25 protein-coding genes are annotated in these 25,045 nt (G+C 65.4%); 14 read left to right on the forward strand and 11 right to left on the reverse strand.

The genetic code is table 11. The features are described 5' to 3' along the window. The first annotated feature begins 62 nt into the window (after window positions 1-62). Window positions 63-455 (forward strand): hypothetical protein, encoded by a 393-nt coding sequence (locus tag QX048_RS00960; protein ID WP_315826190.1) that lies wholly within the window; start codon window positions 63-65, stop codon window positions 453-455. A gap of 23 nt (window positions 456-478) precedes the next feature. Here QX048_RS00960 and QX048_RS00965 read toward each other — a convergent pair whose 3' ends face one another. Both QX048_RS00965 and QX048_RS00970 read right to left on the reverse strand, forming a co-directional pair. Continuing rightward, window positions 479-799 (reverse strand): YkgJ family cysteine cluster protein, encoded by a 321-nt coding sequence (locus tag QX048_RS00965; RefSeq protein ID WP_315713747.1) that lies wholly within the window; start codon window positions 797-799, stop codon window positions 479-481. Beyond that, on the reverse strand, window positions 792-1,490 hold the full coding sequence (locus QX048_RS00970; RefSeq protein ID WP_315713748.1) for a YafY family protein: 699 nt from the start codon (window positions 1,488-1,490) through the stop codon (window positions 792-794). The genes QX048_RS00965 and QX048_RS00970 overlap by 8 nt, the downstream gene beginning before the upstream one ends. Before the next feature lie 218 nt (window positions 1,491-1,708). Here QX048_RS00970 and QX048_RS00975 point away from each other — a divergent pair, with 218 nt between their 5' ends. After that, window positions 1,709-2,437: a glutathione S-transferase family protein gene (locus QX048_RS00975; RefSeq protein WP_315713749.1), complete on the forward strand. Its 729-nt coding sequence runs from the start codon at window positions 1,709-1,711 to the stop codon at window positions 2,435-2,437. A 103-nt stretch (window positions 2,438-2,540) separates the two neighbouring features. On the opposite strand, the gene QX048_RS00980 is transcribed toward QX048_RS00975, so the two are convergent. Further along, window positions 2,541-3,173: a pyridoxamine 5'-phosphate oxidase family protein gene (locus tag QX048_RS00980; RefSeq protein WP_315825940.1), complete on the reverse strand. Its 633-nt coding sequence runs from the start codon at window positions 3,171-3,173 to the stop codon at window positions 2,541-2,543. A 120-nt stretch (window positions 3,174-3,293) separates the two neighbouring features. Here QX048_RS00980 and QX048_RS00985 point away from each other — a divergent pair, with 120 nt between their 5' ends. After that, complete coding sequence (locus QX048_RS00985; RefSeq protein ID WP_315713751.1) at window positions 3,294-4,178, forward strand: LysR family transcriptional regulator; 885 nt, start codon at window positions 3,294-3,296, stop codon at window positions 4,176-4,178. Window positions 4,179-4,382: 204 nt separating this feature from the next. Here QX048_RS00985 and QX048_RS00990 read toward each other — a convergent pair whose 3' ends face one another. Further along, the gene (locus QX048_RS00990) at window positions 4,383-4,796 is read right to left on the reverse strand and encodes a PaaI family thioesterase (RefSeq protein ID WP_315713752.1); all 414 of its coding nucleotides are present in this window, start codon (window positions 4,794-4,796) and stop codon (window positions 4,383-4,385) included. A gap of 411 nt (window positions 4,797-5,207) precedes the next feature. Between QX048_RS00990 and QX048_RS00995 the strand changes: the two genes are divergently transcribed. From QX048_RS00995 to QX048_RS01010, 4 genes are all read left to right on the forward strand, one after another. Next, the gene (locus QX048_RS00995) at window positions 5,208-6,224 is read left to right on the forward strand and encodes a TRAP transporter substrate-binding protein (RefSeq protein ID WP_315713753.1); all 1,017 of its coding nucleotides are present in this window, start codon (window positions 5,208-5,210) and stop codon (window positions 6,222-6,224) included. A 249-nt stretch (window positions 6,225-6,473) separates the two neighbouring features. Next, the gene (locus tag QX048_RS01000; protein ID WP_315713754.1) at window positions 6,474-6,983 is read left to right on the forward strand and encodes a TRAP transporter small permease; all 510 of its coding nucleotides are present in this window, start codon (window positions 6,474-6,476) and stop codon (window positions 6,981-6,983) included. Window positions 6,984-6,989: 6 nt separating this feature from the next. Then, complete coding sequence (locus QX048_RS01005; RefSeq protein WP_315713755.1) at window positions 6,990-8,309, forward strand: TRAP transporter permease; 1,320 nt, start codon at window positions 6,990-6,992, stop codon at window positions 8,307-8,309. Then, entirely contained in the window at window positions 8,309-8,788 is a 480-nt protein-coding gene (locus QX048_RS01010; RefSeq protein WP_315825941.1) for a DUF3237 domain-containing protein, read from the forward strand. Before QX048_RS01005 ends, QX048_RS01010 begins: the two co-directional genes overlap by 1 nt. Window positions 8,789-9,002: 214 nt before the next feature. Here the strand turns inward: QX048_RS01010 and QX048_RS01015 are convergent, their stop codons facing one another. Beyond that, window positions 9,003-9,353, reverse strand: a complete 351-nt coding sequence (locus QX048_RS01015) for a hypothetical protein (protein ID WP_316200335.1) — start codon at window positions 9,351-9,353, stop codon at window positions 9,003-9,005. 774 nt (window positions 9,354-10,127) lie between these two features. Between QX048_RS01015 and QX048_RS01020 the strand changes: the two genes are divergently transcribed. The 6 genes from QX048_RS01020 (at window position 10,128) to QX048_RS01045 (ending at window position 16,566) form a co-directional block, all read left to right on the forward strand. After that, on the forward strand, window positions 10,128-10,931 hold the full coding sequence (locus tag QX048_RS01020; RefSeq protein ID WP_315826191.1) for a crotonase/enoyl-CoA hydratase family protein: 804 nt from the start codon (window positions 10,128-10,130) through the stop codon (window positions 10,929-10,931). A 1-nt stretch (window position 10,932) separates the two neighbouring features. Continuing rightward, the gene (locus QX048_RS01025; RefSeq protein ID WP_315825943.1) at window positions 10,933-12,834 is read left to right on the forward strand and encodes a feruloyl-CoA synthase; all 1,902 of its coding nucleotides are present in this window, start codon (window positions 10,933-10,935) and stop codon (window positions 12,832-12,834) included. Between the two features lie 26 nt (window positions 12,835-12,860). Further along, window positions 12,861-13,625: an SDR family NAD(P)-dependent oxidoreductase gene (locus QX048_RS01030; protein WP_315825944.1), complete on the forward strand. Its 765-nt coding sequence runs from the start codon at window positions 12,861-12,863 to the stop codon at window positions 13,623-13,625. 258 nt (window positions 13,626-13,883) lie between these two features. After that, the gene (locus QX048_RS01035) at window positions 13,884-14,303 is read left to right on the forward strand and encodes a thioesterase family protein (RefSeq protein WP_315825945.1); all 420 of its coding nucleotides are present in this window, start codon (window positions 13,884-13,886) and stop codon (window positions 14,301-14,303) included. A gap of 215 nt (window positions 14,304-14,518) precedes the next feature. Next, on the forward strand, window positions 14,519-15,664 hold the full coding sequence (locus QX048_RS01040; protein ID WP_315713761.1) for an ABC transporter substrate-binding protein: 1,146 nt from the start codon (window positions 14,519-14,521) through the stop codon (window positions 15,662-15,664). 95 nt (window positions 15,665-15,759) lie between these two features. Continuing rightward, on the forward strand, window positions 15,760-16,566 hold the full coding sequence (locus QX048_RS01045; RefSeq protein ID WP_315825946.1) for a shikimate dehydrogenase: 807 nt from the start codon (window positions 15,760-15,762) through the stop codon (window positions 16,564-16,566). A 29-nt stretch (window positions 16,567-16,595) separates the two neighbouring features. Here the strand turns inward: QX048_RS01045 and QX048_RS01050 are convergent, their stop codons facing one another. From QX048_RS01050 to QX048_RS01060, 3 genes are read right to left on the reverse strand one after another with little or no spacing between them, the layout of a single operon-like run. Beyond that, window positions 16,596-17,321 carry an ABC transporter ATP-binding protein gene (locus QX048_RS01050; RefSeq protein ID WP_315713763.1) on the reverse strand — a complete coding sequence of 242 codons (726 nt, stop codon included), beginning with the start codon at window positions 17,319-17,321 and terminating at the stop codon, window positions 16,596-16,598. Continuing rightward, complete coding sequence (locus QX048_RS01055; protein ID WP_315825947.1) at window positions 17,318-19,087, reverse strand: branched-chain amino acid ABC transporter ATP-binding protein/permease; 1,770 nt, start codon at window positions 19,085-19,087, stop codon at window positions 17,318-17,320. The genes QX048_RS01050 and QX048_RS01055 overlap by 4 nt, the downstream gene beginning before the upstream one ends. A 3-nt stretch (window positions 19,088-19,090) precedes the next feature. Further along, the gene (locus tag QX048_RS01060) at window positions 19,091-20,131 is read right to left on the reverse strand and encodes a branched-chain amino acid ABC transporter permease (RefSeq protein WP_315825948.1); all 1,041 of its coding nucleotides are present in this window, start codon (window positions 20,129-20,131) and stop codon (window positions 19,091-19,093) included. A 197-nt stretch (window positions 20,132-20,328) separates the two neighbouring features. Here QX048_RS01060 and QX048_RS01065 point away from each other — a divergent pair, with 197 nt between their 5' ends. After that, on the forward strand, window positions 20,329-20,835 hold the full coding sequence (locus tag QX048_RS01065; RefSeq protein WP_315713766.1) for a MarR family winged helix-turn-helix transcriptional regulator: 507 nt from the start codon (window positions 20,329-20,331) through the stop codon (window positions 20,833-20,835). An 18-nt stretch (window positions 20,836-20,853) separates the two neighbouring features. Here QX048_RS01065 and QX048_RS01070 read toward each other — a convergent pair whose 3' ends face one another. The 3 genes from QX048_RS01070 to QX048_RS01080 form a co-directional block, all read right to left on the reverse strand. Next, window positions 20,854-22,134, reverse strand: coding sequence for a glycerate kinase (locus QX048_RS01070; protein WP_316200334.1), 1,281 nt, complete (start codon window positions 22,132-22,134; stop codon window positions 20,854-20,856). Window positions 22,135-22,162: 28 nt separating this feature from the next. Then, window positions 22,163-23,386 (reverse strand): ABC transporter substrate-binding protein, encoded by a 1,224-nt coding sequence (locus tag QX048_RS01075; protein ID WP_316186651.1) that lies wholly within the window; start codon window positions 23,384-23,386, stop codon window positions 22,163-22,165. A 249-nt stretch (window positions 23,387-23,635) separates the two neighbouring features. Next, window positions 23,636-24,859, reverse strand: a complete 1,224-nt coding sequence (locus tag QX048_RS01080; RefSeq protein WP_316169545.1) for an ABC transporter substrate-binding protein — start codon at window positions 24,857-24,859, stop codon at window positions 23,636-23,638. Window positions 24,860-25,045: the final 186 nt, after the last annotated feature.

Genomic DNA, 25,045 nt, shown 5'->3' on the forward strand with positions numbered 1-25,045 from the left:
CGGTTTGGTTAACCGGTCATTAGCGATTCGCGCTGCATCGTCGCGTCATGGCAATCAAACCGATGCTTCAAAGCCGCGATGCGTTCGACAGCGATTCGTGCCCGGTCGGCGACGAGCTTCTCGGTGAGCTCTACCGTGCCGACGCCAACGGGCTACCCGCGCTGGTCGAGAGCGTCTCCGCCGATGTGAGGGCCATGCTGGCGCTATTCTGTTACCGGCGCACGCATCTTCACCCGCTGGCGCTTGCGATTGCATCCACGTGCAGCGAGCAGGTCCTGTTACAGTTCGGTGGCCGGGTCGGATCGGCGCTGTATGCGCAGTCCCGCGGCGGTCGGGCGGGTCCGGCCGGCGCGACCTCGAGCCGCAAGCCAATCTCGCTGTCGACCAAGCCACTCTCGGTGATGAAGCCGTTCGAGGACGATCTCGACGACAGCCCCGAGCCGGTCACGGCCTGACTCCCCGTCTTCCTTGCCTCTGCTCAGGCGAGCACGGGCAGCCCGAACTTGCGCCGGGCCATCGCGCATTCGGCGTCACCCGGCATGCAAATGCGGCACACCTCGGGGCGGATCGCGTAGATCCGGCACGCCACGGCGCGCGCGATCTCGCCATCGAGCGCACAGCAGCGGTTGCCGTCGCAGCGCATGCCCGACAGCCGCTCGTTGACCAGCTCGGCCGGGATCAGGTCGAGCGCGGCATCCTCCTCGATCGTGAAGCGCGGCCAGTTCGACGAATAGGCGCAGCACGCGCCGCAGCTCTGACAGGGGCTGCTGTCAGTCTCGCCAGACATCGGTTCAGACATCCTTGGGAACCTCCCACACTAGGCTGCGCCGCCATTTGGCGCGCAGCGCCTCGCGCCTTTCGGGATATTTATCGTCGAGATAATCCGCCTCGACGACACGGTCGGTCCTGAAGCTGCGGAAGTCGCGGCGCAGCTCGCACCAGGCGGCGAGGATGCGCACCGCGTCATGATAGCCGATCGCGATCGGCCAGATCACGCGCTCGCTGTCGCGGCCCTGCTCGTCGCGATAGCGCAGCCTGATCTTGCGTCCCTCGTGGATCTGCGAGCGCGTGCGCGACATGTCGATGCGGTCCGGCTCGCGCATCCACGGCCGCGGCGCGCGGCTCGCCGGTTCCAGCACGAATGGCCGCAGCCGCTCCGGCACGGTGTCGGCGATCTTGGCCATCAGGTCCTCCGCCGCGCGCGCCAGCACCGGGTCGGCGTTGACCGCGACCCATTGCGCGCCAAGCACCGCCGCCTCGATCTCGTCCGGCGTCAGCATCAAGGGCGGCAGATCGAAACCTTTCTCCAGGATGTAGCCCATGCCGGCCTCGCCGCGGATCGGCACGCGCTGGCCGATCAGGGTGGCGATGTCGCGATAGATCGTGCGCTTCGAGGTCTCGAGCTCGGCCGCGATCGCATCCGCCGTCAATGGGCGGCGCGTGCGTCTCAGCACCTGGATGATCTGGAATAGCCGGTCGGCGCGTCTCATGGTGTGTCCTGCATGGGCGAGCACCCCCGCCGATGCTGACAGGATGCTGGCAGCAGCCTGTCCTTATACCGGGCCAACAACGAGATTGAAGGGGTGATGTCGATGATGATGTTTTATGGCCTTGGCCTTGCCACCACGCTACTGCCGCTGCTGACACCATGGTGGCAGCAGCATGCTCGTAGCGTCCGGCGTCTGCTCAGGAAGTCGGGAGTGCTGTCATGATCACATTGTTCGGTTTGGGCGCGGGCTTCGGCCTGCCGGAGATCAGCCCCTTCGTCACCAAGACGGAGGTGCAATTGAAGATGGCGGGCCTCGCTTTTCGGAAGCAGCGGGCGATGCCGCCGGCATCGCCGAAGGGGCAGCTGCCCTTCATCGACGACAGCGGCGAGCTGATCGCCGATTCGACCTTCATCCGCGCCCATGTCGAGCGCAAATATGGCTTCGACTTCGATCATGGGCTCGACGTGCGCGCGCGGGCGCAGGCCTGGGGGTTCGAGCGTATGATCGAGCATCACCTGTATTTCGCGCTGGTCGGGGCGCGCTGGGTCGATCCGGTCAACTTCGCCAAGGGGCCGGCCCACTTCTTCGACGGCGTGCCGGCCGACAAGCGCGAGAAGCTGCGCGAGGACGCGCAGTTTCGCGTCGCCGAGAACTATCTGATCTCCGGGCTCGGCCGCCACGCGCCGGACGAGGACGTCGATCTCGCCGCACGCTCGCTGCGCGCGCTGTCGGTGCAGCTCGGCGACCGGCCCTATCTGATGGGCGATCGTCCTTGCGGCACCGATGCGACGGCGTTCGCCGTCGTCGCCGGCATCCTCACGCCGTTCTTCGAGTCCGAGCTGCGCCGCCGCACCGAAAGCTTCGGCAATCTGGTCGCCTATGCCGAGCGCATGATGGCGCAATATTTTCCGGAGTTCGAATGGGGCAGGGCGGCCGAGGCCGCCTGAGCCGGTCAGTCGAGTCCCACTCACCGTCATTCCGGGGCAAGGCCGCAGGCCTTGAACCCGGAATGACTAACAAGCCAAAGGCGCGGCCCGCAGCGCGCAGGACCTAGGCGGAGGGCTTGCTCTCGCCCTTCAACCGCGCCAGTTCGGCCTCGAGCTCCGCGATGCGAGCATCGCGAACGGCCAGCGCTTCCGCGACGTCGGCCGCGTCGAACTTCTGCGGGATGTGCTGCGGGCAGTTGGTGTCCCACGCGCTGATCGTGAACAGGATGACGTGCTCGGGCCGCGCCTTGTAGCCTCTCGGCATCAGCGAGGCCGTCAGCGCGGCATCATCCTCCACCACCCGCGCCGTCCCCCAGATCTTCACCCGGCGGCGATGCGCGTAGTCCATGATGAAGATGTAGGCGTGCGGGTTCTCCGACAGGTTGCCCTGGGTGATATATTGCCGGTTGCCGCTGAAGTCGGCGAAGGCCAGCGTGTGGCTGTCGAGCACCTTGAGAAAGCCCTTCGGTCCGCCGCGGTGCTGGATATAGGGCTGGCCGTCGGCCGAGGCGGTCGCGAGATAGAAGCTCGTGGCCTCGGCGAGGCGGCCGGCGAGATCGGCGTCGACCTCGTGGCGAAAGCCGCGGCTCCGCTCCACATGCGCGTAGCTCTCGCGCGACCCCTTGCGCGCCTGGATCGCCTTGGCGGCGGGTGAGAACATGACGTCGCCGGGTGCCTGGATGGTTGTCTGGGTCATCGCAATGACTCCTTGTCGCTGCGGCAGTGACTGCCGCCGTGGAGCCAATATGGTCCCAATCCTCTTCGGAAATAATCTGGCCAGTTGACATTGGATCGTTGCAGATGCTGCAATAATCCCATGGACCGCATCGATGCCATGCAGGCTTTCGTCACCGTCGCCGAGCTGAACGGCTTCGCACCGGCGGCGCGCCGGCTCAAGCTGTCGCCATCGGCGGTCACCCGTTTGGTCGCCGCGCTCGAATCGCATCTTGGCGTCCGCCTGCTGCAGCGGACGACGCGCTCGGTGACGCTGACCGATTCCGGACGACGCTATCTCGACCGCGCCAGCCGCATCCTGGCCGATCTGGCGGAGGCGGAGCGCGCCGCGGAGAGCGAGCGCCTGCAGCCGGTGGGGCGGCTGGTGGTCTCGGCGCCCGTCGGCTTCGGCCGGCTCCATGTCGGTCCGGTCATGGCCGCTTATCTGAGCCGCTATGCCGAGGTCGCGGCCGAGCTGCGCCTCGAGGACCGCCAGATCAATCTGGTGGAGGACGGCGTCGACTGTGCCGTTCGTATCGGGCATCTCGGCGATTCGTCGCTCGTGGCCCGCCAGGTCGGCAGCATGCGCCGGATCGTGGTTGGAGCTCCCGCCTACTTCAAGGTCCATGGTGAGCCGCGGACGCCCGAGGCGCTGACGAAGCACCAGACCATCCAGTTCGGTCCGTCCGACGAATGGCGCTTCGTCAAGGACGGCAGGGAACTGCGGATGGCGGTCAGCCCGCGGCTCGTCACCAACAATGCCGACGCCGCGATCCAGTATGCCGAGGCGGGCGGCGGCGTGACACGGGTGATGGCCTATCAGGCGGCGGACACGCTGCGCGGCGGCCGTCTCAAGCGGGTGCTGGCGAAATACGAGCCTCCGCCGCTCCCGATCCACATCGTGTTTCCGAGCTCCCGCCTGCTCTCCGCCAAAGTGCGCGCCTTCATCGACCTGATCACCGCAACCTGCGACTGGCGTTTCGACTGAAAGCGACTACAACGCCACACCCCGTCATTCCTTGAACCCGGAATCCCGATGTTGTCTTGCCTCTGTTCTTCATCATCTCGAAATTCCGGGTTCAATCGACAACGCGCAGATGCGCGTTGCCGATTGCCCCGGAATGACGAGTGGATGCGATTGCGCCGACCTTGGTGCGACACTGGTCTTGATGCGAAAGATCGGCGGTTTCGATCACCCCTTCTTCGGCACCACCCGGAAGGTCGCGTTTGCACGCGCGATCACGGCGTCGTCGGCCAGCACCAGGCTCTGGACGAAGCAGACGGTGCGTCCGCTCTTGATGACGTCGCTCTCGACGCTGAGCCACTGTCCGGTCCCGGCGCTGCCGATGTAGTCCACCGCGAGGTTGATCGTCACCAGCGACGCCTTCCAGCCAAGCGCCTGGGCGCAGCTATAGCCCATCGCATTGTCGGCCAGCGATGCGATCAGCCCGCCATGGATCAGCCCGCGCGAATTGGTGTGCGGCGTGGCGAGCCGCAGGCCGAGGATGACGGCCTTGTCGGTTTTCTTGGCGTAGAGCGGCTCCCAGGGATCGGTGAACGGGCTCTTGCGGAAATGCGGTTCGAATCCGGCGGGGACGCTGCTCATGCGTGTCTCGATCGTTGCTGACGATGTCCGCAGTCAACGACATCAGCGCGGATTTTGCACCGCCTACAAAGTTTCAAACGTCTTTTGCGCGGGCGTTTGACACGTTGCGCGTCGGATGCACGGGATGGGTCGCGCGCGATGTCGCCGGGCGTCCGGTGCGGCCCTGCGGCAATTTCGTGGTGCGATGCTCCCGCCGTGCAATTTCGGGTGCAGGCGAGATCCTTAACGTGTTAATGAAATGGCCACGGGCCTGCAACTTTCGTCTGCCAGACTTGCGCTGGCGGGCGCGCTAGGCTCCGCTTGGCGCGTGCACTGGTGGCCAACCTGCCGCCGCGCTTGCAATGATGCTTATATGCTATAACAATGAAGCAAAGGGCCCTCGAAGGCCCACTGATGGAGGAGACGATCCCGATGAGGAAGACGCTTCTGGCGTTGGCTCTGGCCGCCGGTGTGACCCCCGCGCTCGCGCAGGACAAGACATTCGAATTGAAGATCTCGCACTGGGTGCCGGCGAGCCATCCGCTGCAGAAGGCGCTGGAGGATTGGGCCGCGTCGGTCGAAAAGGCCTCGGGCGGCACCATCAAGGGCAAGGTGTTCCCGGCCCAGCAGCTCGGCAAGGCGTTCGACCATTATGACATGGCGCGCGACGGCATCGCCGATGTCACTTATGTGAATCCCGGCTATCAGCCTGGCCGTTTCCCGATCATCGGCGCCGGCGAGCTGCCGTTCCTGATTTCCGACGCCAAGGGCGGCTCGGAAGGTTTGGACGCGTGGTATCGCAAATATGCCGAGAAGGAGATGAAGGACGTCAAGTACTGCCTCGCCTTCGTCCACACGCCGTCGGCCTTCCACACCCGCACCAAGAAGGTCGTCGTGCCTGAGGACGTCAAGGGCATGAAGATCCGCCCGGCCGATGCGACGATCGCCAATTTCGTCACCCTGCTCGGCGGGACCAATGTGCAGTCGTCGGCGCCGGAAGTGCGCGACATCATCGAGCGCGGCGTCGCCGACGGCGTCACCTTTCCGGCGGGCTCGCTGGTGCTGTTCGGAGTCGACAAGGTCACGAAGTACCACATGGATGCGCCGTTCTACGTGACGACCTTCGTGTTCGTCATGAACAAGGACAAGTACAACCAGATGTCGGCGATGCAGAAGAAGGCGATCGACGACAATTGCAACACGGAGGCCGCCGGCAAGGTCGGTGAGCCCTGGGGCAAGTTCGAGGACGCCGGCGTCGACAAGATCAAGGCCGAGTCCGGCCAGGAGGTCTACAAGCTGACGCCGGAGCAGACCGCGTTGTGGAAAAAGGCCTCCGAGCCGCTGTTCAAGACCTGGGCCGATGGCGTCAAGAAGACCGGCGTCGATGCCGAGGCCGCCATGACCGAGCTGAAGGCCTCGCTCGCCAAGTACAAGGCGCTGGCGCAGTAGCTTCTTTTCATCCCCCCAAGAGCTCTTGCGCGGCGGACGGTGCGCTCCCTCTCCCCGTTCCTTACGGGGAGAGGGTTGGGGTGAGGGGCAGCCGCACGCACCGACCGTGCGGAGAGCCCCTCACCCGGATTGCATCTACGATGCAATCCGGCCTCTCCCCGGGAGCGGGGAGAGGCTAAGAACCGCCCGCTACGCAGCAGCTCGCTTCGCATCCACCATAACCACCAAGCTTTCTGACACGGGGACGCCATGCAGCGCGCCTTCATGGACCGGATCATCGACGGGATCGAGTGGATCGCCGCGTTCTTCGTCGGCATCGTCGCGCTCGACATCTTCCTGTCGGTGCTACTCCGCAACACGCTGAACTATTCGATCCCCGATTCCTTCGACATCGGGCGCATGCTGCTCGGCATCCTGATCTTCTGGGGCATCGCTGCGACGTCATACCGCGGCACCCACATCACCGTGGATCTCATCTGGGGCAATGTCGGCCCGCGCTATCAGCGCTGGATCGACATCTTCGCAACGCTGGTACTGCTGTTCGTCGTCACGGTGCAGACCTGGACCCTGTTCGACAAGGTGCGCGGCACCTATGAGGACAACGTCCTCACCTTCGATCTGCACATGCCGACCTGGCCGTTCTTCGCCGTCGCCTGGATCGGCGACGTTTCGGCGGTGCTGCTGATCGCCATCCGGACCTATCGCCTGATCTTCCACCCCGAGGAGATTCATGACCCTCAAGTCAAGCCCACGGAGTAGTGCCGCATGAGCACGGATGCGGTTGCCGTCATCGGCTTCGTTGCGCTGTTTGCGCTGATGCTGCTGCGCGTGCCGGTGGGCATGGCGATGGGACTCGTCGGCGTGTCCGGCTTCGCCTATCTCGTCAACGGTACGGCGGCGCTGAAGCTGGTTGGCCAGACCTCGATGCGCACGGTCACGGACTACACGTTCGGCGTGATCCCGATGTTCCTGCTGATGGGAACGTTCGTGTCCAACTCGGGCATGAGCCGCGAGCTGTTCCGCGCCGCCAACGGCTTCGTCGGCCATCTGCGCGGCGGGCTCGGCATCGCCACGGTGGCGGCCTGCGGCGGCTTCGCCGCGATCTGCGGCTCGTCGGTGGCGACCGCCGCGACCTTCTCGGCCGTGGCCTATCCGGAGATGCGCCGCTTCGGCTATCCGCAGTCCTTCGCCACCGGCGTCATCGCCGCCGGCGGCACCTTGGGCGCGATGCTGCCGCCGTCGACCGTGCTCGCCGTCTACGGCATCATCACCGAGCAGGACATCGGCAAGCTGTTCATCGCCGGCATCATCCCCGGCCTCTTGGCGATGACCATGTACATGATCACCATCACGGTGATCGGCCGTGTCAGGCCGGATTTCCTGCCCAGGGGCGAGGCGCCGCCGTGGCGCGAGCGCATCGCGGGCCTGAAGGGCATCTGGGCGCCGGTGCTGCTGTTCCTGTTCGTGATCGGCGGCCTCTACGGTCTTCCGTTCCTGCCACGCTTCACGCCGACGGAAGCCGGCGGCGTCGGCGCCACCGGCGCGTTCCTGATCGGCGTGTTCACCGGCCGGCTGAACAAGGAGAAGATCCTGGCTTCGCTGCTGCAGGCGACGCGCACCGCGGCGGCCGTGTTCACTGTGCTGATCGGCGCCTTGATCTTCGGCTACTTCCTGACGGTGACTCAGACGCCACAGAAGGTGACGGAGTTCCTCACCGGTCTCGGCCTCGGGCCCTACGGGGTGCTGGCGCTGATCATGGTGATGTATCTCGTCCTCGGCTGCCTGATGGACGCGATGGCGATGATCATCCTGACCGTGCCGATCATCTTCCCGGTGATCTCGCATCTCGGCTTCGATCCGATCTGGTTCGGCGTCATCATCGTGATGACCGTCGAGCTTGGCCTGATCCATCCCCCCGTCGGCATGAACGTGTTCGTGATCAAGAGCGTGGTGAAGGACGTGTCGTTCTCGACCATCTTCAAGGGCGTGCTGCCGTTCGTCGCGACCGACCTGATCCGGCTGGTGATCCTGATCGCCTTCCCGCTCCTCGCCACCTGGCTGCCGCAACAGATGATGGCCCGCTGATGACGACTCCGATCCTCGAGACCCGCTACGTCTTCACCCTCACCGTGATGATCGGCGACGTCACCAGTGCCGGCGAGACCGGCATCGGCGTGCGCCGGATCATCCCGATCCATGGCGGAGAGGTGAAGGGCCCCGGTCGCGCCGGTGAGGGCATCAGCGGCAGGATCTGCAACTTCGGCGCCGACTTCCAGATCATCCGCCCCAACGAGCTGATCGACCTCGAGGCCAAATACGCCTTCGAGACCGACGACGGCGCGACCATCTATGTCGAGAACCGCGGCATCCGCTTTGGGCCGGTCGACTTGCTGCAGAAGCTCAAGCGCGGCGAGCCGGTGGACCCCAGGCTGATCTACTTCCGCACCCACCCGCGCTTCGAGACCGGCCACGAGAAGTATCGCTGGCTGATGGAGCACGTCTTCATAGGCTCCGCCGCGCGGCACGCGGATCGCGTCATCATCGACGTGCATGTGGTGCTGTAGGCTACGCTCTCCTTGCGAAGGGCGATCGCATAAAGCGGTCGGGAGTTTAGGGCTTGCCTGTCTCCACATCGTCATGGCCGGGCTTGTCCCGGCCATCCACGTGGTTCTGCATGCTCCGAACGACGTGGATGCCCGGGACAAGCCCGGGCATGACGGAGTAACTGGTTGAAAGTGGCTGTTCGTCGCGACGGCTTCGTATTCGGTAGACCTACGACTAATCCTCGTCGTCCCAGCCCGAAGCCCGGCCGTAGCCGTCGTGGTCGCAATTGCGATAGTGGCGAGCCGGCACATAGCGGTAGCGCTCGTAGCCGTAGCCGTAGCCGTAGCCGTAGCCGCCATACGCCGCGTCGCGATAGTGGGACCGGTAGACCTGCGCAGGCTCATACGCCTGCGCTTCCGACGCTGCCGCCAGCGCGCCCCCGATGAGAGCTCCGGCCACCAGGCCGCCGAACAGCGCCGCGTTGCGCCCGTCGTGAGCCTGAGCCGGCGCCGCGCCGGCGAGCAGGGTGGCGGTGACGGTGAGCGCGGCGATGCCGCCTGCGAGAGATGTCTTCAGCGAAACCATGGTCCCCTCCATTGGGAAGTGTAGGGACGTTCTACATCGCGGGCTTTGAAGCCACCCTGAATGCAATGTTGTTGGCCGTTCATCTCGGAAGTCGCCCCGGGGCTCCGGCCTAACCGGCATCCTCCCAGCATATTCTGATAAAAATAAATGTATTGCGTTTTATCGGAAAACGTGATCTTCTCTCGCCATCCCGTCCCAAGCCGAGGGGCGTAGCGCGCGATCGTCACGACACGCGGGGCGGGGAGCGGTGGCCGCGATCATGTCGCAGCGTGTCTTCGGGCGCGCGGACGAACGATGTGACGCGGACGTGAAGTCGCAGCGTCCTGACACCCCGTTGCCGGTGTTACGTTCGCGATGGCGCCAACGCGCCGCGCGGATCATGGTGGCCAACAAGCCGGTGCACCAGGGAGACTGCGTATAAGCGTGAAGACCATCGCGCAGGGAAGGCCGGGCGTTCTCGGCTGCACCTGTGGTACCTGCCGCCTGCATTTTTCTCGCAGGCGGGCCGCAGGCGTCAGCCGGCGCCTGGCCTTCCCTGCGCCCTCCGCACCGGAGGGTGAAGAATATCAGCAAGCCCCGGGCGTGATTTCGCCGCGGGAATGCCGGATCATGTCATTTGCCTTTGCGCGCAGGCGGGCCTTACGATGCTGCGCGACCGAGCCCCTCGGCGGCTTGTTCTTTTGCATTGCACAACATGATGTCGGGCGCCGCTTGTTGACTCCCGCGAAGATCGTTATAAAACATAACTATTCTGAACAGGACACAATAGAGCCCATGGGAAACACCGACACCGCCACGCCTGCGGGGGATTCGTCTCTGCTGCAGATCGAACAGCAGGGCGCCGTCCTGACGATCGGGCTCAACCGCCCGGCCAAGCGCAACGCGCTGAATGACGGCATCATCCTCGCCATCGGCGAGTGCTTCACCAGCCTGCCTGACGACGTCCGCTGCATCGTGATCCACGGGATTGGCGACAATTTCTCCTCCGGCCTCGATCTCTCCGAGCTGCGCGAACGTGACGCCACCGAAGGCCTGGTGCACTCGCAGATGTGGCATCGCGTGTTCGACCGCATCCAGTATTGCCGCGTGCCGGTGATCGCCGCATTGAAGGGGGCCGTCATCGGCGGCGGTCTCGAGCTCGCCTGCGCCGCGCATATCCGTGTTGCCGAGCCGTCGGCTTACTTCGCGCTGCCCGAGGGCCAGCGCGGCATCTTCGTCGGTGGCGGCGGCTCGGTGCGGCTGCCGCGCCTGATCGGCGTCGCCCGCATGATGGACATGATGCTGACCGGCCGGGTCTATTCGGCGACCGAAGGCTCGTCCTACGGCTTCGCGCAATATCTGGTCGAGGCCGGCGCCTCGATGACCAAGGCGATGGAGCTGGCGGCGAAGATCGCGAACAACGCGCCGCTGACGAATTTTGCGGTGCTGCAGGCGCTGCCGATGATCGCCGAGGCCAATCCGCAGACCGGCCTGCTGATGGAATCGCTGATGGCCACCGTCGCGCAGAGCGACAAGGAGGCCAAGAATCGCATCCGCGCCTTCCTCGATCACAAGACCGCCAAAGTGAAGCCGACGTGACATGACCGCACAAACAATAACAAGCACACGGGGAGGAACGGACGACACGGCGCGCAGCGCCAGTGTTCATCCGTTGCGCGCGATCTCGTTCAACGACCCGGCCGTCACGGTCGACCGCCGAGACGACGGCACCATCTATCTCCGTCCGAAGCAGCCGCTCGGCGACTATCCGCCGCGGATCACCGACCGGCTGCATCACTTCGCCAAAGCCACGCCTGAGCGCGTGTTCATGGCCGAGCGCGTTGGCCCGGAGGGCTGGCGCGAGCTGACCTATGCCACGCTGCTGGCGGCGAGCCGGCACATCGCGTCGGGGCTGCTCGCGCGCGGGCTGTCGCCGGACCGGCCGGTCATGATCCTGTCGGGCAATTCGATCGACCATGCGCTGGTCGCGTTCGGCGCGCTCTATGCCGGCGTGCCGTTCTGTCCGGTGTCGCCGGCCTATTCGCTGGTGTCGCGCGACTACGGCAAGCTCGCCTACCTGATGAAGCTGCTGACGCCGGGCCTCGTCTTCGTCGACGACGCCGACAAGTTCGCCGACGCGCTCATCGCCAACGTACCCGAAGGCACCGAGATCGTGGCGTCGTTCGGCTCGGTGCCGGGCCGCAAGATCACGATGCTCGCCGATCTGATCGCATCGCCGCTGTTTCCTGGCCTCGACGCCGCCCATGACAAGATCGGCCCGGACACGATCGCGAAATTCCTGCTGACCTCGGGCTCGACCGGCAATCCGAAGGCCGTCATCAACACCCAGCGCATGATCTGCGCCAACCAGGTGATGATCCGCGAGACGCTCGCCTTCCTCAAGGACGAGCCGCCCGTGATCATCGACTGGTTGCCCTGGAATCACACATTCGGCGGCAACCACAACATCGGCCTGACGCTGTTCAACGGCGGCTCGATGTATCTCGACCAGGGCAAGCCGGTGCCGGGTGGCATCGAGGAGACCGTGCGAAACCTGCGCGAGATTTCGCCCACGGTCTATTTCAACGTCCCGAAGGGCTACGAGTCGCTGCTGCCCTATTTCCGCGAGGACCCGGCGCTGCGGAAGTCCTTCTTCCAGCGGCTGCACGCGATGTTCTTCTCCGGCGCCGCACTGGCGCCGCATGTCTGGAACGAGCTCGACGAGCTCTCGGTGGCCGAGACGGGCACTCGTGTGCCGATGTTGACGGGCCTCGGCTCCACCGAGACCGCACCGTTCTTCATGTCGGTCAATCCGCGCACCAGCCGCTCCGGCCATGTCGGCCTGCCCGTCTCCGGCAACGAGGCCAAGCTCGTTCCCAACAACGGCAAGATGGAAGTGCGCGCCAAGGGGCCGAACGTGACGCCGGGCTATTGGCGCCTGCCGGAGGTCTCGGCCGCGGCCTTTGATGACGAAGGCTACTACAAGATGGGCGACGCGCTGAAGCCCGTCGATCCCGACGACTTCAATGCCGGCTTCGACTTTGACGGCCGTGTTGCCGAGGACTTCAAGCTGGCGAGCGGCACCTGGGTTTCCGTCGGCCCGTTGCGGGCCCGCTTCGTGGCTGCGTGCGCGCCGCTGGCGCGCGACGTGATCATCGCCGGCATCAACCGCGACGAGATCGCCGCAATCGTCGTGCTCGATCTCGATGGTTGCCGCCTGATCAACGCGACCTTGCCGTTCGACGACCTCGCCGCCACGGCGGCTGATCCGCTGATCATCGAGGCCTTCCGTCAGCGCTTCGCAAAATTCCTGCAGACCGCGACCGGCTCGTCGACGCGCATCACGCGCGCCGTCCTGCTCGGCGAGCCGCTGTCGATCGACAAGGGCGAGGTCACCGACAAGGGATCGATCAACCAGCGCGCCGTGCTGGAGAACCGCAAGGACCTGATCGAACGCATCTACGCCGCGACGCCGGACGACGACATCATCATCGCCGGCTGATCGACGCATCCAAGGGAGAAACGACAATGTTGTTGAAGGACCAGGCCGCCATCGTCACCGGCGGCGCCTCCGGCCTCGGGGCCGCCACCGCCCGCAAGCTCGCTGCGCAGGGCGCCAAGGTCGCGGTGTTCGATCTCAATGCCAAGCTGGCGGAGGAGGTCGCGGCCGAGATCAAGGGCGTGCCGGTGGTCTGCGACGTCTCGGACGCCGCCGGCGCGGAAGCGGCCGTTGCCAAGGCCGTCGAGGCGCTCGGCCAGCAGCCGCGCGTGCTGGTGAACTGTGCCGGCATCGGCGTCGCCAAGCGCGTCGTCGGACGTGACGGCCCGATGCCGCTGGCCGATTTCGAGAAGGTCATCAAGGTCAACCTGATCGGCTCGTTCAACATGCTGCGTCTGGTCACCAACGGCATGACCAAGCTGGAGCCGCAGGCGACCGGCGAGCGCGGCGTCGTCATCAACACCGCGTCCGTCGCCGCCTATGACGGCCAGATCGGACAGTCGGCCTATTCGGCCTCCAAGGGCGGCATCGTCGGCATGACCCTGCCGATCGCGCGCGAGCTCGCGCAGTTCGGCATCCGCGTGCTGACCATTGCGCCGGGCCTGTTCCTGACGCCGCTGCTCGCCAACCTGCCGCAGGAGGCCCAGGACTCGCTCGCCGCCGCGATCCCGTTCCCCCGCCGTCTGGGTCATGCCGATGAGTTCGCCGCGCTGGCGCTGCACATGGTCGAGAACGCCTACCTCAACGGCGAAGTCGTTCGCCTCGACGGCTCGCTGCGCATGGCGCCGAAGTAAGTGCGGCGCGCCGACGTCCACGTGGTTGTCATTCCGGGACGACGCGCCAGCGTCGGGCCCGGAATCCATTCGGCGTCTAGCACTGCTGAGAGATGGATTCCGGGCTCGCGCTCCGCGCGCCCCGGAATGACGACGTAGAGAAACGTAGGGTGGGCAAAGCGTAGCGTGCCCACCGCCGCTGAAAATGGTGGGCACGGCGCTGCGCGCCGTTGCCCACTCTCCAGATCGCTATCGGCGATGGTGTGAGGCTTTCAAGACATGTTCGTTCACCGCCGCGACGTGCAGATCCAGTGGGGCGACTGCGATCCCGCCAACATCGTCTACTACCCGCGCTATTTCGCGATGTTCGATGATGCAACCTCGGTCATGTTCGAGGCGGCCGGGTTCTCCAAGCAGGACATCGTCCGCCGCTACGGCCTGGTCGGCATCCCCATGGTCGACACCCGCGCCAAGTTCTACATCCCCTCGACCTATGGCGACTGGATCACGATCGAGAGCCGGATCGAGAGCATCAAGCGCTCGTCCTTCGACGTCACCCACAAGGTGTTCAAGGGTGAGGCGCTGGCCATCGAAGGGTTCGAGACCCGGGTGCTGGTCGGGCGCGATCCGGCCGACCCGGACAAGCTGAAATCGGCACCTTTCCCGGAGGAGATGCGAGCCAAGTTTCTCGGGGAATGAGGCGCGGAAATGGGTACGACATGCGGCCGTCTTAAGGATGTTCAGCTGTCGTGCTTTGGTCGACTGGTGAGGAGTGATCTTCTCGTGTTCAATGCTATGATCACGTTTGGACACATATCGGCCGGTCGTGTTGGAAGATGCCCCAGACAGGGGGCGGGACTGCAAGCAGGATCGGCGGATCACGAGCTGAACCGAAAAGATTGAGGGAGGATTTTATGAGGAAGGCCTATCTGGCGGCGGCTGGCGTCATCGCGATGCTGGCATCAGCGCCGGCGCTGGCGCAGACCAGCGAGATCACCATCGGCATCACCACGACGACGACGGGGCCGGGCGCGGCGCTCGGCATCCCCGAGCGCAATGCGCTCGAGTTCGTGCCGAAGGAGATCGGCGGCGTGCCGCTCAAGGTGATCGTGCTCGACGACGGCGGCGATCCGACCACGGCCACGACCAACGCCCGTCGCTTCGTGACGGAATCGAAGGCCGATATCATCATGGGCTCGGCGCTGACGCCGCCGACCATCGCGGTGTCCAACGTCGCCAACGAGGCCGGCATTCCGCATTTCGGCCTGGCGCCGTTCCCGGTCACGCCGGAGCGGATGAAATGGTCGGTTGTGATGCCGCAGCCGGTGCCGATCATGGGCAAGGTGCTGTACGAGCACATGAAGGCGCACAACATCAAGACCGTCGGCTATATCGGCTACTCCGACTCCTACGGCGACCTCTGGTTCAACGATCTGAAGAATCAGGCTGTGCCGATGGGCATCACCATCGCCGACGAGGAACGCTTTGCGCGTCCCGACACCTCGGTCACCGGCCAGGTGCTGAAGCTGGTCGCCGCCAATCCGGACGCCATCCTGGTCGGCGCCTCCGGCACCGCCGCGGCGCTGCCGCAGACCGAGCTGCGCGAGCGTGGCTACACCGGCCTGATCTATCAGACCCACGGCGCCGCGAGCATGGACTTCATCCGTATCGCCGGCAAGGCGGCGGAGGGGGTGATCATGGCGTCCGGTCCGGTGATGTCGCCGGAGACGCAGGACGACAGCGCGCTGACCAAGAAGCCGGGCATGGAGCTGAACAAGGCGTATGAGGGCAAGTATGGCCCGAACAGCCGCAGCCAGTTCGCCGGCCATTCGTTCGACGCGTTCGAGATCCTCAAGCGCATCATCCCGGTGGCGCTGAAGACCGCCAAGCCCGGCACGCCGGAGTTCCGCGAGGCCATCCGCCAGGCGCTGCTGACCGAGAAGGATCTGGCGGCCTCGCAGGGCGTCTACAACTTCACCGAAAAGGACCGTTCCGGCCTCGACGACCGCGCCCGCATCATCCTGACGGTGAAGGATGGCAAATACGTCCCGGCGAAGTAACCGGACGGACGATATCTTCGAGTGAGGAAGGCCGGCTCGGTGAGCCGGCCTTTCGGCCATTTGGACGATGATCTTTGTCGTTTTGGGAGCCTACCATGATTCCCGCCCCCACCGGAGCCACGCGGCTCCACATCATCATCGGCGATCCCGTCGCGCAGGTGCGCGCGCCGGCCGGCGTCAGCCAGGCGTTCTCGGAGCGCGGCAGCGATGCGATCCTGGTTGCGGTCCAAGTCGCGCCGCGCGACCTGACTGACTTCCTGGCGACGATGACACGGGTGAAGAATCTCGACGGCATCGTCGCGACCATCCCGCACAAATTCGCCTGCTACCGCGCCTGTGCGACGGCCACCGAGCGCGCGCATTTCATCGGCGCCGTGAATCTGATGCGGCGTGGTCCTGACGGCCGTTGGCATGGCGACATGGTCGACGGCCTTGGCTTCATTGGCGCTGCGAAGGGGGCGAGCTTCGATCCTGCAGGCTGCCGCGCGCTACAGATTGGCGCGGGCGGTGCGGGCTCGGCAATCGCTTTGGCGCTGATCGATTCCGGCGTGCGCGAGCTTGCCATTCACGACAGCGATGCCGGACGCCGCGATGTGCTGATCGCGCGCCTCAACGAGCGGGGCAAAGGCCGCGCCGTTGTCGGCTCGATGAACGCAACAGGCTTCGACATGGTTGCCAACGCCACGCCGGCAGGCATGCAGCCCGGCGATCCTCTGCCGATCGACATGACGACCGTCAGCCCGTCGGCCTATTGCGGCTGTGTCATCACCCGGCCCGAGGTCTCGCCCTTCATCGCCGCTGCGCGCCAGCGCGGCTGCCTGACGGCGACCGGCACCGACATGTACCGGGCGCTGGAGCGCGTGATGGTCGATTTCCTGCTGTCGAAGGAGGCGCCCTCCTGAAGCAGCGCCTCACCCTATCGACATCAGGCTCAGCTCGCGGCCGCCTCGGCAAAGCCGAGATAGCTCGCCGCCACGCGCTCGTCGGTGGCGATCTCGCTGGCCTTGCCGTTGAGCACGAACTCGCCGAGCTCCATGACATAGGCGCGGTCGGCGACCTTGAGCGCGGCCTTGGCGTTCTGCTCGACCAGCAGCACCGAGACGCCTTCCTGGCGCAGCTTGGCGACGATTTCGAAGATGCCGGCGACGATGATCGGCGCCAGGCCAAGGCTGGGCTCGTCCAGCATCAGCATCTTTGGCGCGCCCATCAGCGCGCGCCCCATCGCCAGCATCTGCTGCTCGCCGCCGGAGAGCGTGCCGGCGAGCTGCTTGCGCCGCTCCTTGAGCTTCGGAAACAGCGTGTAGACGTGCTCGAAGCCGCGTGCGGCGTGGGCCTTCGACATTCTGAAAGCGCCGAGCTGCAGATTATCCTCCACGTTCATGGTGGCGAACAGCTCGCGATGCTCCGGCACCAGACAGAGACCGCGCGCGACGCGGTCCTCGATCTCCAGCCGGGCCATGTCCTCGCCCAGGAAGGAGACGCGACCCTTCAGCGGAAACACGCCCATGATGGCACTGAGCAGCGTGGTCTTGCCGGCGCCGTTGGCGCCGATGATGGTGACGATCTCGTTCTCGGCCACGGTGAGCGAGACCGAGCGGACCGCCTCGACCTTGCCGTAGGAGACATGGGCGTCGGTGACTTCCAGCAGCGTGCTCATGCGGTGGCTCCGAGATACGCCTTGATGACCTCCGGATTGGTCTTGATCGCGGCAGGTGTGCCCTCGGCGATCTTGGTGCCGAAATCGAGCACCACGATGCGGTCGGCGAGGTCCATGACAAATCCCATGTCGTGTTCGACCAGCAGCACCGACATGCCGCCGGCGCGGAGGTCGCGCAGCAGCGCGCCGAGGCGCTGCTTCTCCATGTGGCGCAGGCCGGCGGCCGGCTCGTCGAGCAGCAGCAGCATCGGATCCACGCACAGCGCGCGGGCGATCTCGACGATGCGCTGCTGGCCGAGAGACAACGAGCCGGCAAGCTGGTGCATCTGGTCGCCGAGCCCGACGCGCTCGATCTGCCGCGCGGCTTCCGCGAGCAGCTTGGCTTCGTCGCCGCGATCGAGCCGGAACATGCTCGTGAGCGCGTTGGAATGGCCGCGCAGATGCGCGCCGATCGCGACGTTCTCGAGCACCGTCATGTCCGGCACCAGCTTCACGTGCTGGAAGGTACGGGAAATGCCGAGCTTGACGACGTCCTGCGGCGGGGCGTTGCCGACGGCCTTGCCGAGCACCGAGATGTTGCCGGAGGTCGGCGGCAGCACGCCGGTGATCAGGTTGAAGGTCGTGCTCTTGCCGGCGCCGTTCGGGCCGATCAGCGCGACGATCTCGCGGGACTGGACGTCGAACGAGACGTTGTTGACCGCGACCACGCCGCCGAACTGCTTACGCGCGTTGTCGACCTGGAGCAGCACGTTTGGAGTCGTCGCAGATCGCTCCCGCGCCGGCAGTTTGACCGACGTGTCCGGCTGCTTGGCAACCGGCTTGAACGGCAGCCGCGCCGTCAGCCACGGCCACAGGCCGGTCGGGGCGAGCTGGAGAAGCGTGACGAGGAGAATGCCGAACACGATGGTCTCGAGCTGGCCCTCGCCATGCAGCAGCAGCGGGAGGTAGCTTTGCAGCACCTCTTTCAGCACGACGACGATCGCCGCGCCGAGCACGCCGCCCCAGACATAGCCGGCGCCGCCGACCACGGCGACGAACAGATATTCGATGCCGGCCTGGGCGCCGAACGGCGTCGGGTTCACGGCGCGGGTGAAGTGCGCATAGAGCCAGCCCGAGAGGCCGGCGAGCACGGCGGCATAGATGAACACCAGCAGCTTGGCGCGAGGTGCATAGACGCCGAACGCTTCCGCGGCGATGTGGCCGCGGCGCAGCGCGCGAATGGCGCGGCCGGTGCGGGAGTCCAGCAGGTTCATCGTCAACAGTGCGGAGATCAGAACGGCGGCCCAGATCGCGAAATAGATCGTGCCGGGATCGAGCATCTTGAGGCTGCCGATCGACAGCGGCGGGATGCCGGAGATGCCGTCGTTGCGGCCGAGGAAGGCGAGCTTGCTGAACAGATAGAACAGGCCGAGGCCCCAGGCGAGCGTGCCGAGCGGCAGATAGTGGCCGGACAGCCTGACCGTGACGAGGCCGAGCAGAACGGCGGCGAGGCCCGACACCAGCAGCGACAGCGGCAGGGTCAGCCACGGCGATACGCCGTAATTGGCCGACAGCACCGCAGTGGTGTAGGCGCCGAAGCCGACAAAAGCGGCCTGGCCGAACGAGGTCAGACCGCCGACGCCGGTCAGCAGCACCAGCCCCATCGCGACCAGCGCCGACAGGCCGATATTGTCGAGCAGCACGATCCAGAACGGCGGCATGCCCGGGATGAACGGGATCGCCGCGACGATGACGGCAAAGATGATGAGAGGCCAACGCTCGCGCACGGCTCAATCCTTCTCTTCTTCGACCGCGGGCGCGGCGAGCGAACGCAGCAGCAGAACCGGGATCAGCAGCGTGAAAACGATCACCTCCTTGAAGTTGGAGGCATAGAACGAGGAGAACGCCTCGACGATGCCGACGACGAGCGCGGCGACCGCAGTCAGCGGATAGCTGATCAGGCCGCCGATGATCGCGGCGATGAAGCCTTTGAGGCCGATCAGGAAGCCGGTGTCGTAATAGAGCGTCGTGATCGGGACGATCAGGATACCCGAGAGCGCGCCGATGGTGGAGGCCAGCAGGAACGCGATCTGGCCCGACAGCGTGGTGCGGATGCCGACCAGGCGGGCGCCGAGCCGGTTGATGGCGGTGGCGCGCAGCGCCTTGCCGTAGAGCGTCAGGCCGAAGAACAGCCAGAGGCCGACGATGAAGGCGATGGTGATGCCGTAGACCGCCATGCCCTGCCCGGTGAAGCGCAGCGAGCCGAGCGTCGCCGTGGCATTGAGCAGGGTCGGGCCACGCTGGCCCTCGGCGCCGAAGAACAGCAGGCCGAGGCCCTGCAGTGCGAGGTGAACGCCGACCGAGGCGATCAGCAGCACCAGCACCGAGGTGTGCGCGAGCGGCTGGAACACGATGCGGTAGAGCGACAGGCCGATGCTGGCCACGATCAGCAGCGACAGCACCAGGCTGACGCCGGCGGGCATGCGCTGGTTCGCCGCCCACATGCTGGCGAGCAGAATGACGACAGGGAGGGCGACGTTGAGGCCGAAGGTGCGCGCGATCTTCGGCGCGTGCAGCGTCTTGCGCATGGCGTAGAGGTCGAAGGCGAAGGCCGCGAGCCCGATCACGACGGCGAGCTTCGCGGTGCCCGGCATTTGGCCGGCAGCGAGCGAGGCATAGGTGAGGGCGCCGTAGGTGACGAATTCGCCCTGCGGGATCAGGATCACCCGGGTGACGGCAAACACCAGCACGAGCGCCAGCCCGAGCAGCGCGTAGATCGCGCCATTGGTAATGCCGTCCTGCAACAGGAACAGCAAGATCGTTGTGTTCAAGACAGGACGCTCCCCCTCTGTGGTGACCGGGCGCGGCCGGCGCCCTGCGCCGTCCGCCGGTCTTGGGCAGTTGAATTGGGCTGCCCGTGTTTGATATAGTGGATAACAATTATCGATTATAATCTCAAGGCCGCTGTTCCGGCTGCGGCATTCGAGACCAGGGATGGAAGCAAATGCGATGAATTTGGCGGACCGTGATGGCCGATAGCGCCAAGCCCGTCAGCAAGAGGGAAAGCCGCAAGGAAGCTGCCGTAGCGGCCGACGAGACGCAAGCGGTCCAGCTCGGCGAGCTGTCGGATCTGCTTGGCTATGTGCTGAAACGGGCGCAGTTGAAGGTGTTCGAGGACTTCCTGCGCTGCGTCGCGCCGCTGCAACTGACGCCGGCCCAGTTCTCGGTGCTGCTGCTGCTCGACGCCAATCCGGGCCGTAACCAGACCGAGATCGCCAACACCCTGGGCATCCTGCGGCCGAACTTCGTGTCCTTGCTGGACAGCCTCGAGAGCCGCGACCTGTGTGCGCGGGTGCGTTCGGCCAACGACCGGCGCTCGCACATCCTGATGCTGACCGAGAAGGGCCGCGCCGTGCTGGCCCGCGCCAAGAAGCTGGTGGTGTCGAAGCATGAGGCGCGGCTCAACGAGCTGCTGGGCCCGGATGGTCGCGACGCGCTGCTGGCGATGCTCACCAAGATCGCGGAGGAGTTCTGAAGGACGCAGTCGCGCCCCTCAATCGACCAGGATGACCCTGACGTCGTTCACGTTGGTGAGGGTCGGTCCGGTCTGCAGCAGGCCGCCGGTCGCGGCGAAGAACGCGGTGGCGTCGTTGTTGGCGAGATAGGCCTGCGGATCCAGCCCCTGCGCCCGCATCGCGGCGATGACCTCGGCATCGACAAGCGCACCGGCCGGATCGGAGGCGCTGCCGCCGCCGCCATCGGCGCCGTCGGTGTCGCCGGCGAGCGCCGCGACGCCCTCCATGTCCTTGAGGAGGTCGGCGAGCGCCAGGGCATATTCCTGGTTCGGGCCGCCGCGGCCCTGGCCGCGCACCGTCACGGTGAGCTCGCCGCCGGAAATGATCGCCATGCGGCGGCCGAGCGCGCGGGCCTCGCGTGCCAGTTTGGCGTGATCGGCCGCGACCTCGCGGGCCTCACCCTCGAGATCGGCGCCGAGATCGAGCACGTCGTAGCCCGCGGCCTTGACGCTGGCCACGGCCGCCTCCAGCGAGCTGGCGGGGCGCGCGATCAGCTCGAACGAGGCGCGGGCGAAGGCGGCATCGCCGGGCTTGCAGCTCTCATTGGCGGCATCATCGAGCGCCCGACCGATCGCCGGGTCGACCTCGAGCTTGTATTTGGCGACGATGCCGCGGGCATCGGCCAGCGTGGTCGGATCGGGCACCGTAGGACCCGATGCGATCGCCGAGGGATCGTCATGCGGCACGTCGGAGATCGCCAGCGTCACGATCTCGGCCTTCTGCCCGGCCCGCGCCAGCCGGCCGCCCTTGATGCGCGACAGATGCTTGCGGACCGTATTCATTTCGCCGATCGGTGCGCCCGAGCGGAGCAGCGCGCGGGTCAGCTGCTGCTTCTGCGCGAAGCTGACACCGTTCACCGGCGCGACCCAATTGGCGGACCCACCACCGGAGAGCAGCACCAGCATCAGGTCGCCGGGCTCGGCGGTTGCCGCCAATTGCAGCGTCTCGTCGGCGGCCTTCAGCCCGGCCTCGTCCGGCATCGGATGTCCGGCCTCGATCACCTTCACCCGCCGGGTCGGCACACCATGGCCGTGGCGGGTGGTTGCGATGCCGGTCAGCTTCGCGGGATCGAACCCGAGCGTGTCCAGGTAATGGCGCTCGGCCGCGAGCGCCATCGCGGCCGCGCCCTTGCCGGCGGCGAGGCAGATGATTCGTCCTTTGGGAGCCGCCGGCAGGAATGCCGGCAGCACGACGTCGGGATGCGCCGCGGCGACGGCGGCATCGAAGATTGAGCGCAACAACGGACGGCGGCTGGTCATGCGGCGCCGCCCGTCTGCCGTGCAGAGCCTATTTCAGCTCGCCGCTCATGACCTCGCCGAACAACTGCCAGCGCTCGCCCTTGAACTGCATCAGCTGCAGCTGCTCGATCGGCTGGAAGTCGTCCGGACCGGTGGTCAGCGTGATGCCGGGCAACAGCCCGCCCTGCGCAAACTGCTTCAGGCCTGCCGCCTGCTTCATGACATTGGCGCGGGTCAGTTCGTCGCCGCATCGCTTCAGCACCTCGACCATTGTGGTGGCGATGTTGTAACCGGTCAGCGCCGACGAATCCACGGGGTTGATTTCCGGCAGATATTTGGCGAGCAGCTCCCTGAACGCGCCAAGACCGGGGTCGTTGGCCCATTGCGGGTCGGAGGCATCCTTGGCATAGGCGGCCGAGATCACCCCTTGCGAGTTCTCGACGCCGGCCGGCCGCATCACCGCCGCGGTCGAGGCGCTGACGTTCGAGATGATGGTGAGCGGCTTCCAGTTCATCTCGCCGAGCTTCTTGATCGCCTGTGCGCCGGATTTCGGTGTGGTGAACAGCACGACGATGTCCGGATTGGCCGACTTCATCTTGACGATGTGCGACTCCACCGTGGGTTCGGCGATTTCGTAGCTCTCCTCCAGCACCACGCGGGACGTGTCGCCAAGGCCATCCTTGAGACCCTTCAGATAGTCCTTGCCCATGTCGTCGTTCTGGTAGAGCACTGCGATCTTGCCGGTCGGCTGCTGCGCGGTGAGATATTTGGCATAGATGCGGGCTTCCGACTGATAGCTCGGCAGCCATCCCATGGTCCACGGATTGGTCTTGGGCTCGTTCCACTTGGTGGCGCCGGTGGCGACGAACAGCTGCGGCACCTTCTTGGCGTTCATGTATTTCTGGATCGCCGTGTTGGGCGCAGTCCCGAGCACACCGAACAGGAAGAGCACCTCGTCGCTCTCCACCAGTTTGCGCGCCTGCTCGACGGTCTTTGGCGGCGAATAGGCGTCGTCGTAGGAGATGAAATTGATCTTGCGACCGTTGATGCCGCCCTCGTCGTTGACCTTCTTGAACACTGCCGACATCGCCTTGCCGACCGAGCCATAGGCCGAGGCCGGGCCGCTATAGGGCACGATGTTGCCGATCCTGATCTCGGTGTCGCTGGCTCCGGTGTCGTATTTCTTGTCGGCATGGGCGCTGCCGGCAGCGGCGCCAACCAAGGCGAGACCGAGCATGCTGGAGAGCGTGCGGCGGGTGAGGGCAGTGGTCACGTGGGGACTCCTTCTCGGCCTTGGAGCTTGGCCTTGTTGTTGGATCCGCCCGCAAGGCGGGCGACTCGTTTCACTCCGGACGAGTCCCCATAGCGCAGCCGCGCGCTCGGCGTAACCGCCGCCGCTGCATGACCGCCTCTCTTTCAACTCCTAGCTTAAGAAATTCTTGGCAAAGACAGCAAAGATGCTTGGAGAGAGCGCCGCCTGCGGCGCGAGGCCGCAGGCGGCGGTTTCAACTGCGTCTCGTCGTTAGCCGCCGACGTCGGCGGAGATCACGTCGCCGAACAGCTCCCACTTCTCGCCCTTGAAGCGCATCAGTTGCAGCTGGCTGACGGGTGCGAAGTCGGTCGCCGAGGTGTTGATCGTGATGCCAGGCAGCAGCATCTCGGTGCGGAAGTTGCGCAGCGATGCGGCCTGCTTCATGACGTTCTCGCGAGTGAGGTCGTCGCCGCATTGCTTCAGCACCTGCACCAGCGTCTGGGCCACGCTGTAGCCGACGACGGTGCCGCCATCGAGTTTGTCGCCCTCGGGGAAATCCTTTGCCATGAAGTCGAGGAACTGTTTCATCCCGGCGTCATCCTTCCATTGCGGATCGGAGACGTCCTTGAGATAGGCCGCCGAGATGATGTCCTGCGAATTCTCATAGCCAGCCGGCTTCAGGACGCTGCCGACGGAGGCGGAGACGTTGTTGAGGATATGCAGCGTCTTCCAGTCGATCTCCTTGACCTTCTTGATTGCCTGCGCCGCAAATTTCGGCGTGGTGATGTTCACGAATACGTCGGCGCCGGTGGACTTGAGTTTGACAATGTGATTGTCGATCGAGGGTTCGGCGGTCTCGTAGCTCTCCTCCATCACGATCATTGAGGCGGCCTTGGCGCCAAGCCCGTCCTTCAGCCCTTTCAGATAGTCCTTGCCGTAATCATCGTTCTGATACAGCACCGCGATCTTGGCGTCCGGCTTTTCCTTCAGCAGATATTTTGCGTAGATTCGGGATTCGCTCTGGTAGTTGGGCTGCCAGCCCATGGTCCAGGGGAAATCCTTCGGGTCGTTCCACTTGGTGGCGCCGGTGGCGACGAACAGCTGCGGGACCTTCTTCGAGTTCATGTATTTGTGGATTGCCGAGTTCGGCGGCGTGCCCAGCGAATTGAAGATGAACAGCACCTCATCGCTCTCGACCAGCTTGCGTGCCTGTTCGACCGTCTTTGGCGGCGAATAGGCGTCGTCATAAGAGATGAAGTTGATCTTGCGGCCGTTGATGCCTCCCTCGGCGTTGATCTTCTTGAAGTAGGCCGCTTCCGTCTTTCCGATGATGCCGTAGGCCGAGGCCGGCCCGCTATAGGGCATGATGTTGCCGATCTTGATCTCGGTGTCGGAGGCGCCGGTGTCGTACTTCTTGTTGGCGGCGATCGCGGAACTCGAGGCGAGGACGATGGCGGCAGCCGAGGCAAGGGCGGCCCGTCGCGTGATCATCATGGTGCGTTTCTCCCGTGTTGGTTCTGGATGACGTGCCGTGGCCTCCTTGACGGAAGCTCTCGTGTGTCGGGGGACTATAGCAGAGCCGCCGCGGCGTGGTTGCGACATCACGGCACGGTCCGTGTTTTATCGGTCCGCGTCCGCGCAACATCTGCGCAGTTGCGAGAAGTGCGCACAATTTGGGCG

Origin of the sequence: Bradyrhizobium sp. SZCCHNS30572 (genome assembly GCF_032484415.1) — a bacterium.
Classification (GTDB): Bacteria; Pseudomonadota; Alphaproteobacteria; order Rhizobiales; family Xanthobacteraceae; genus Bradyrhizobium.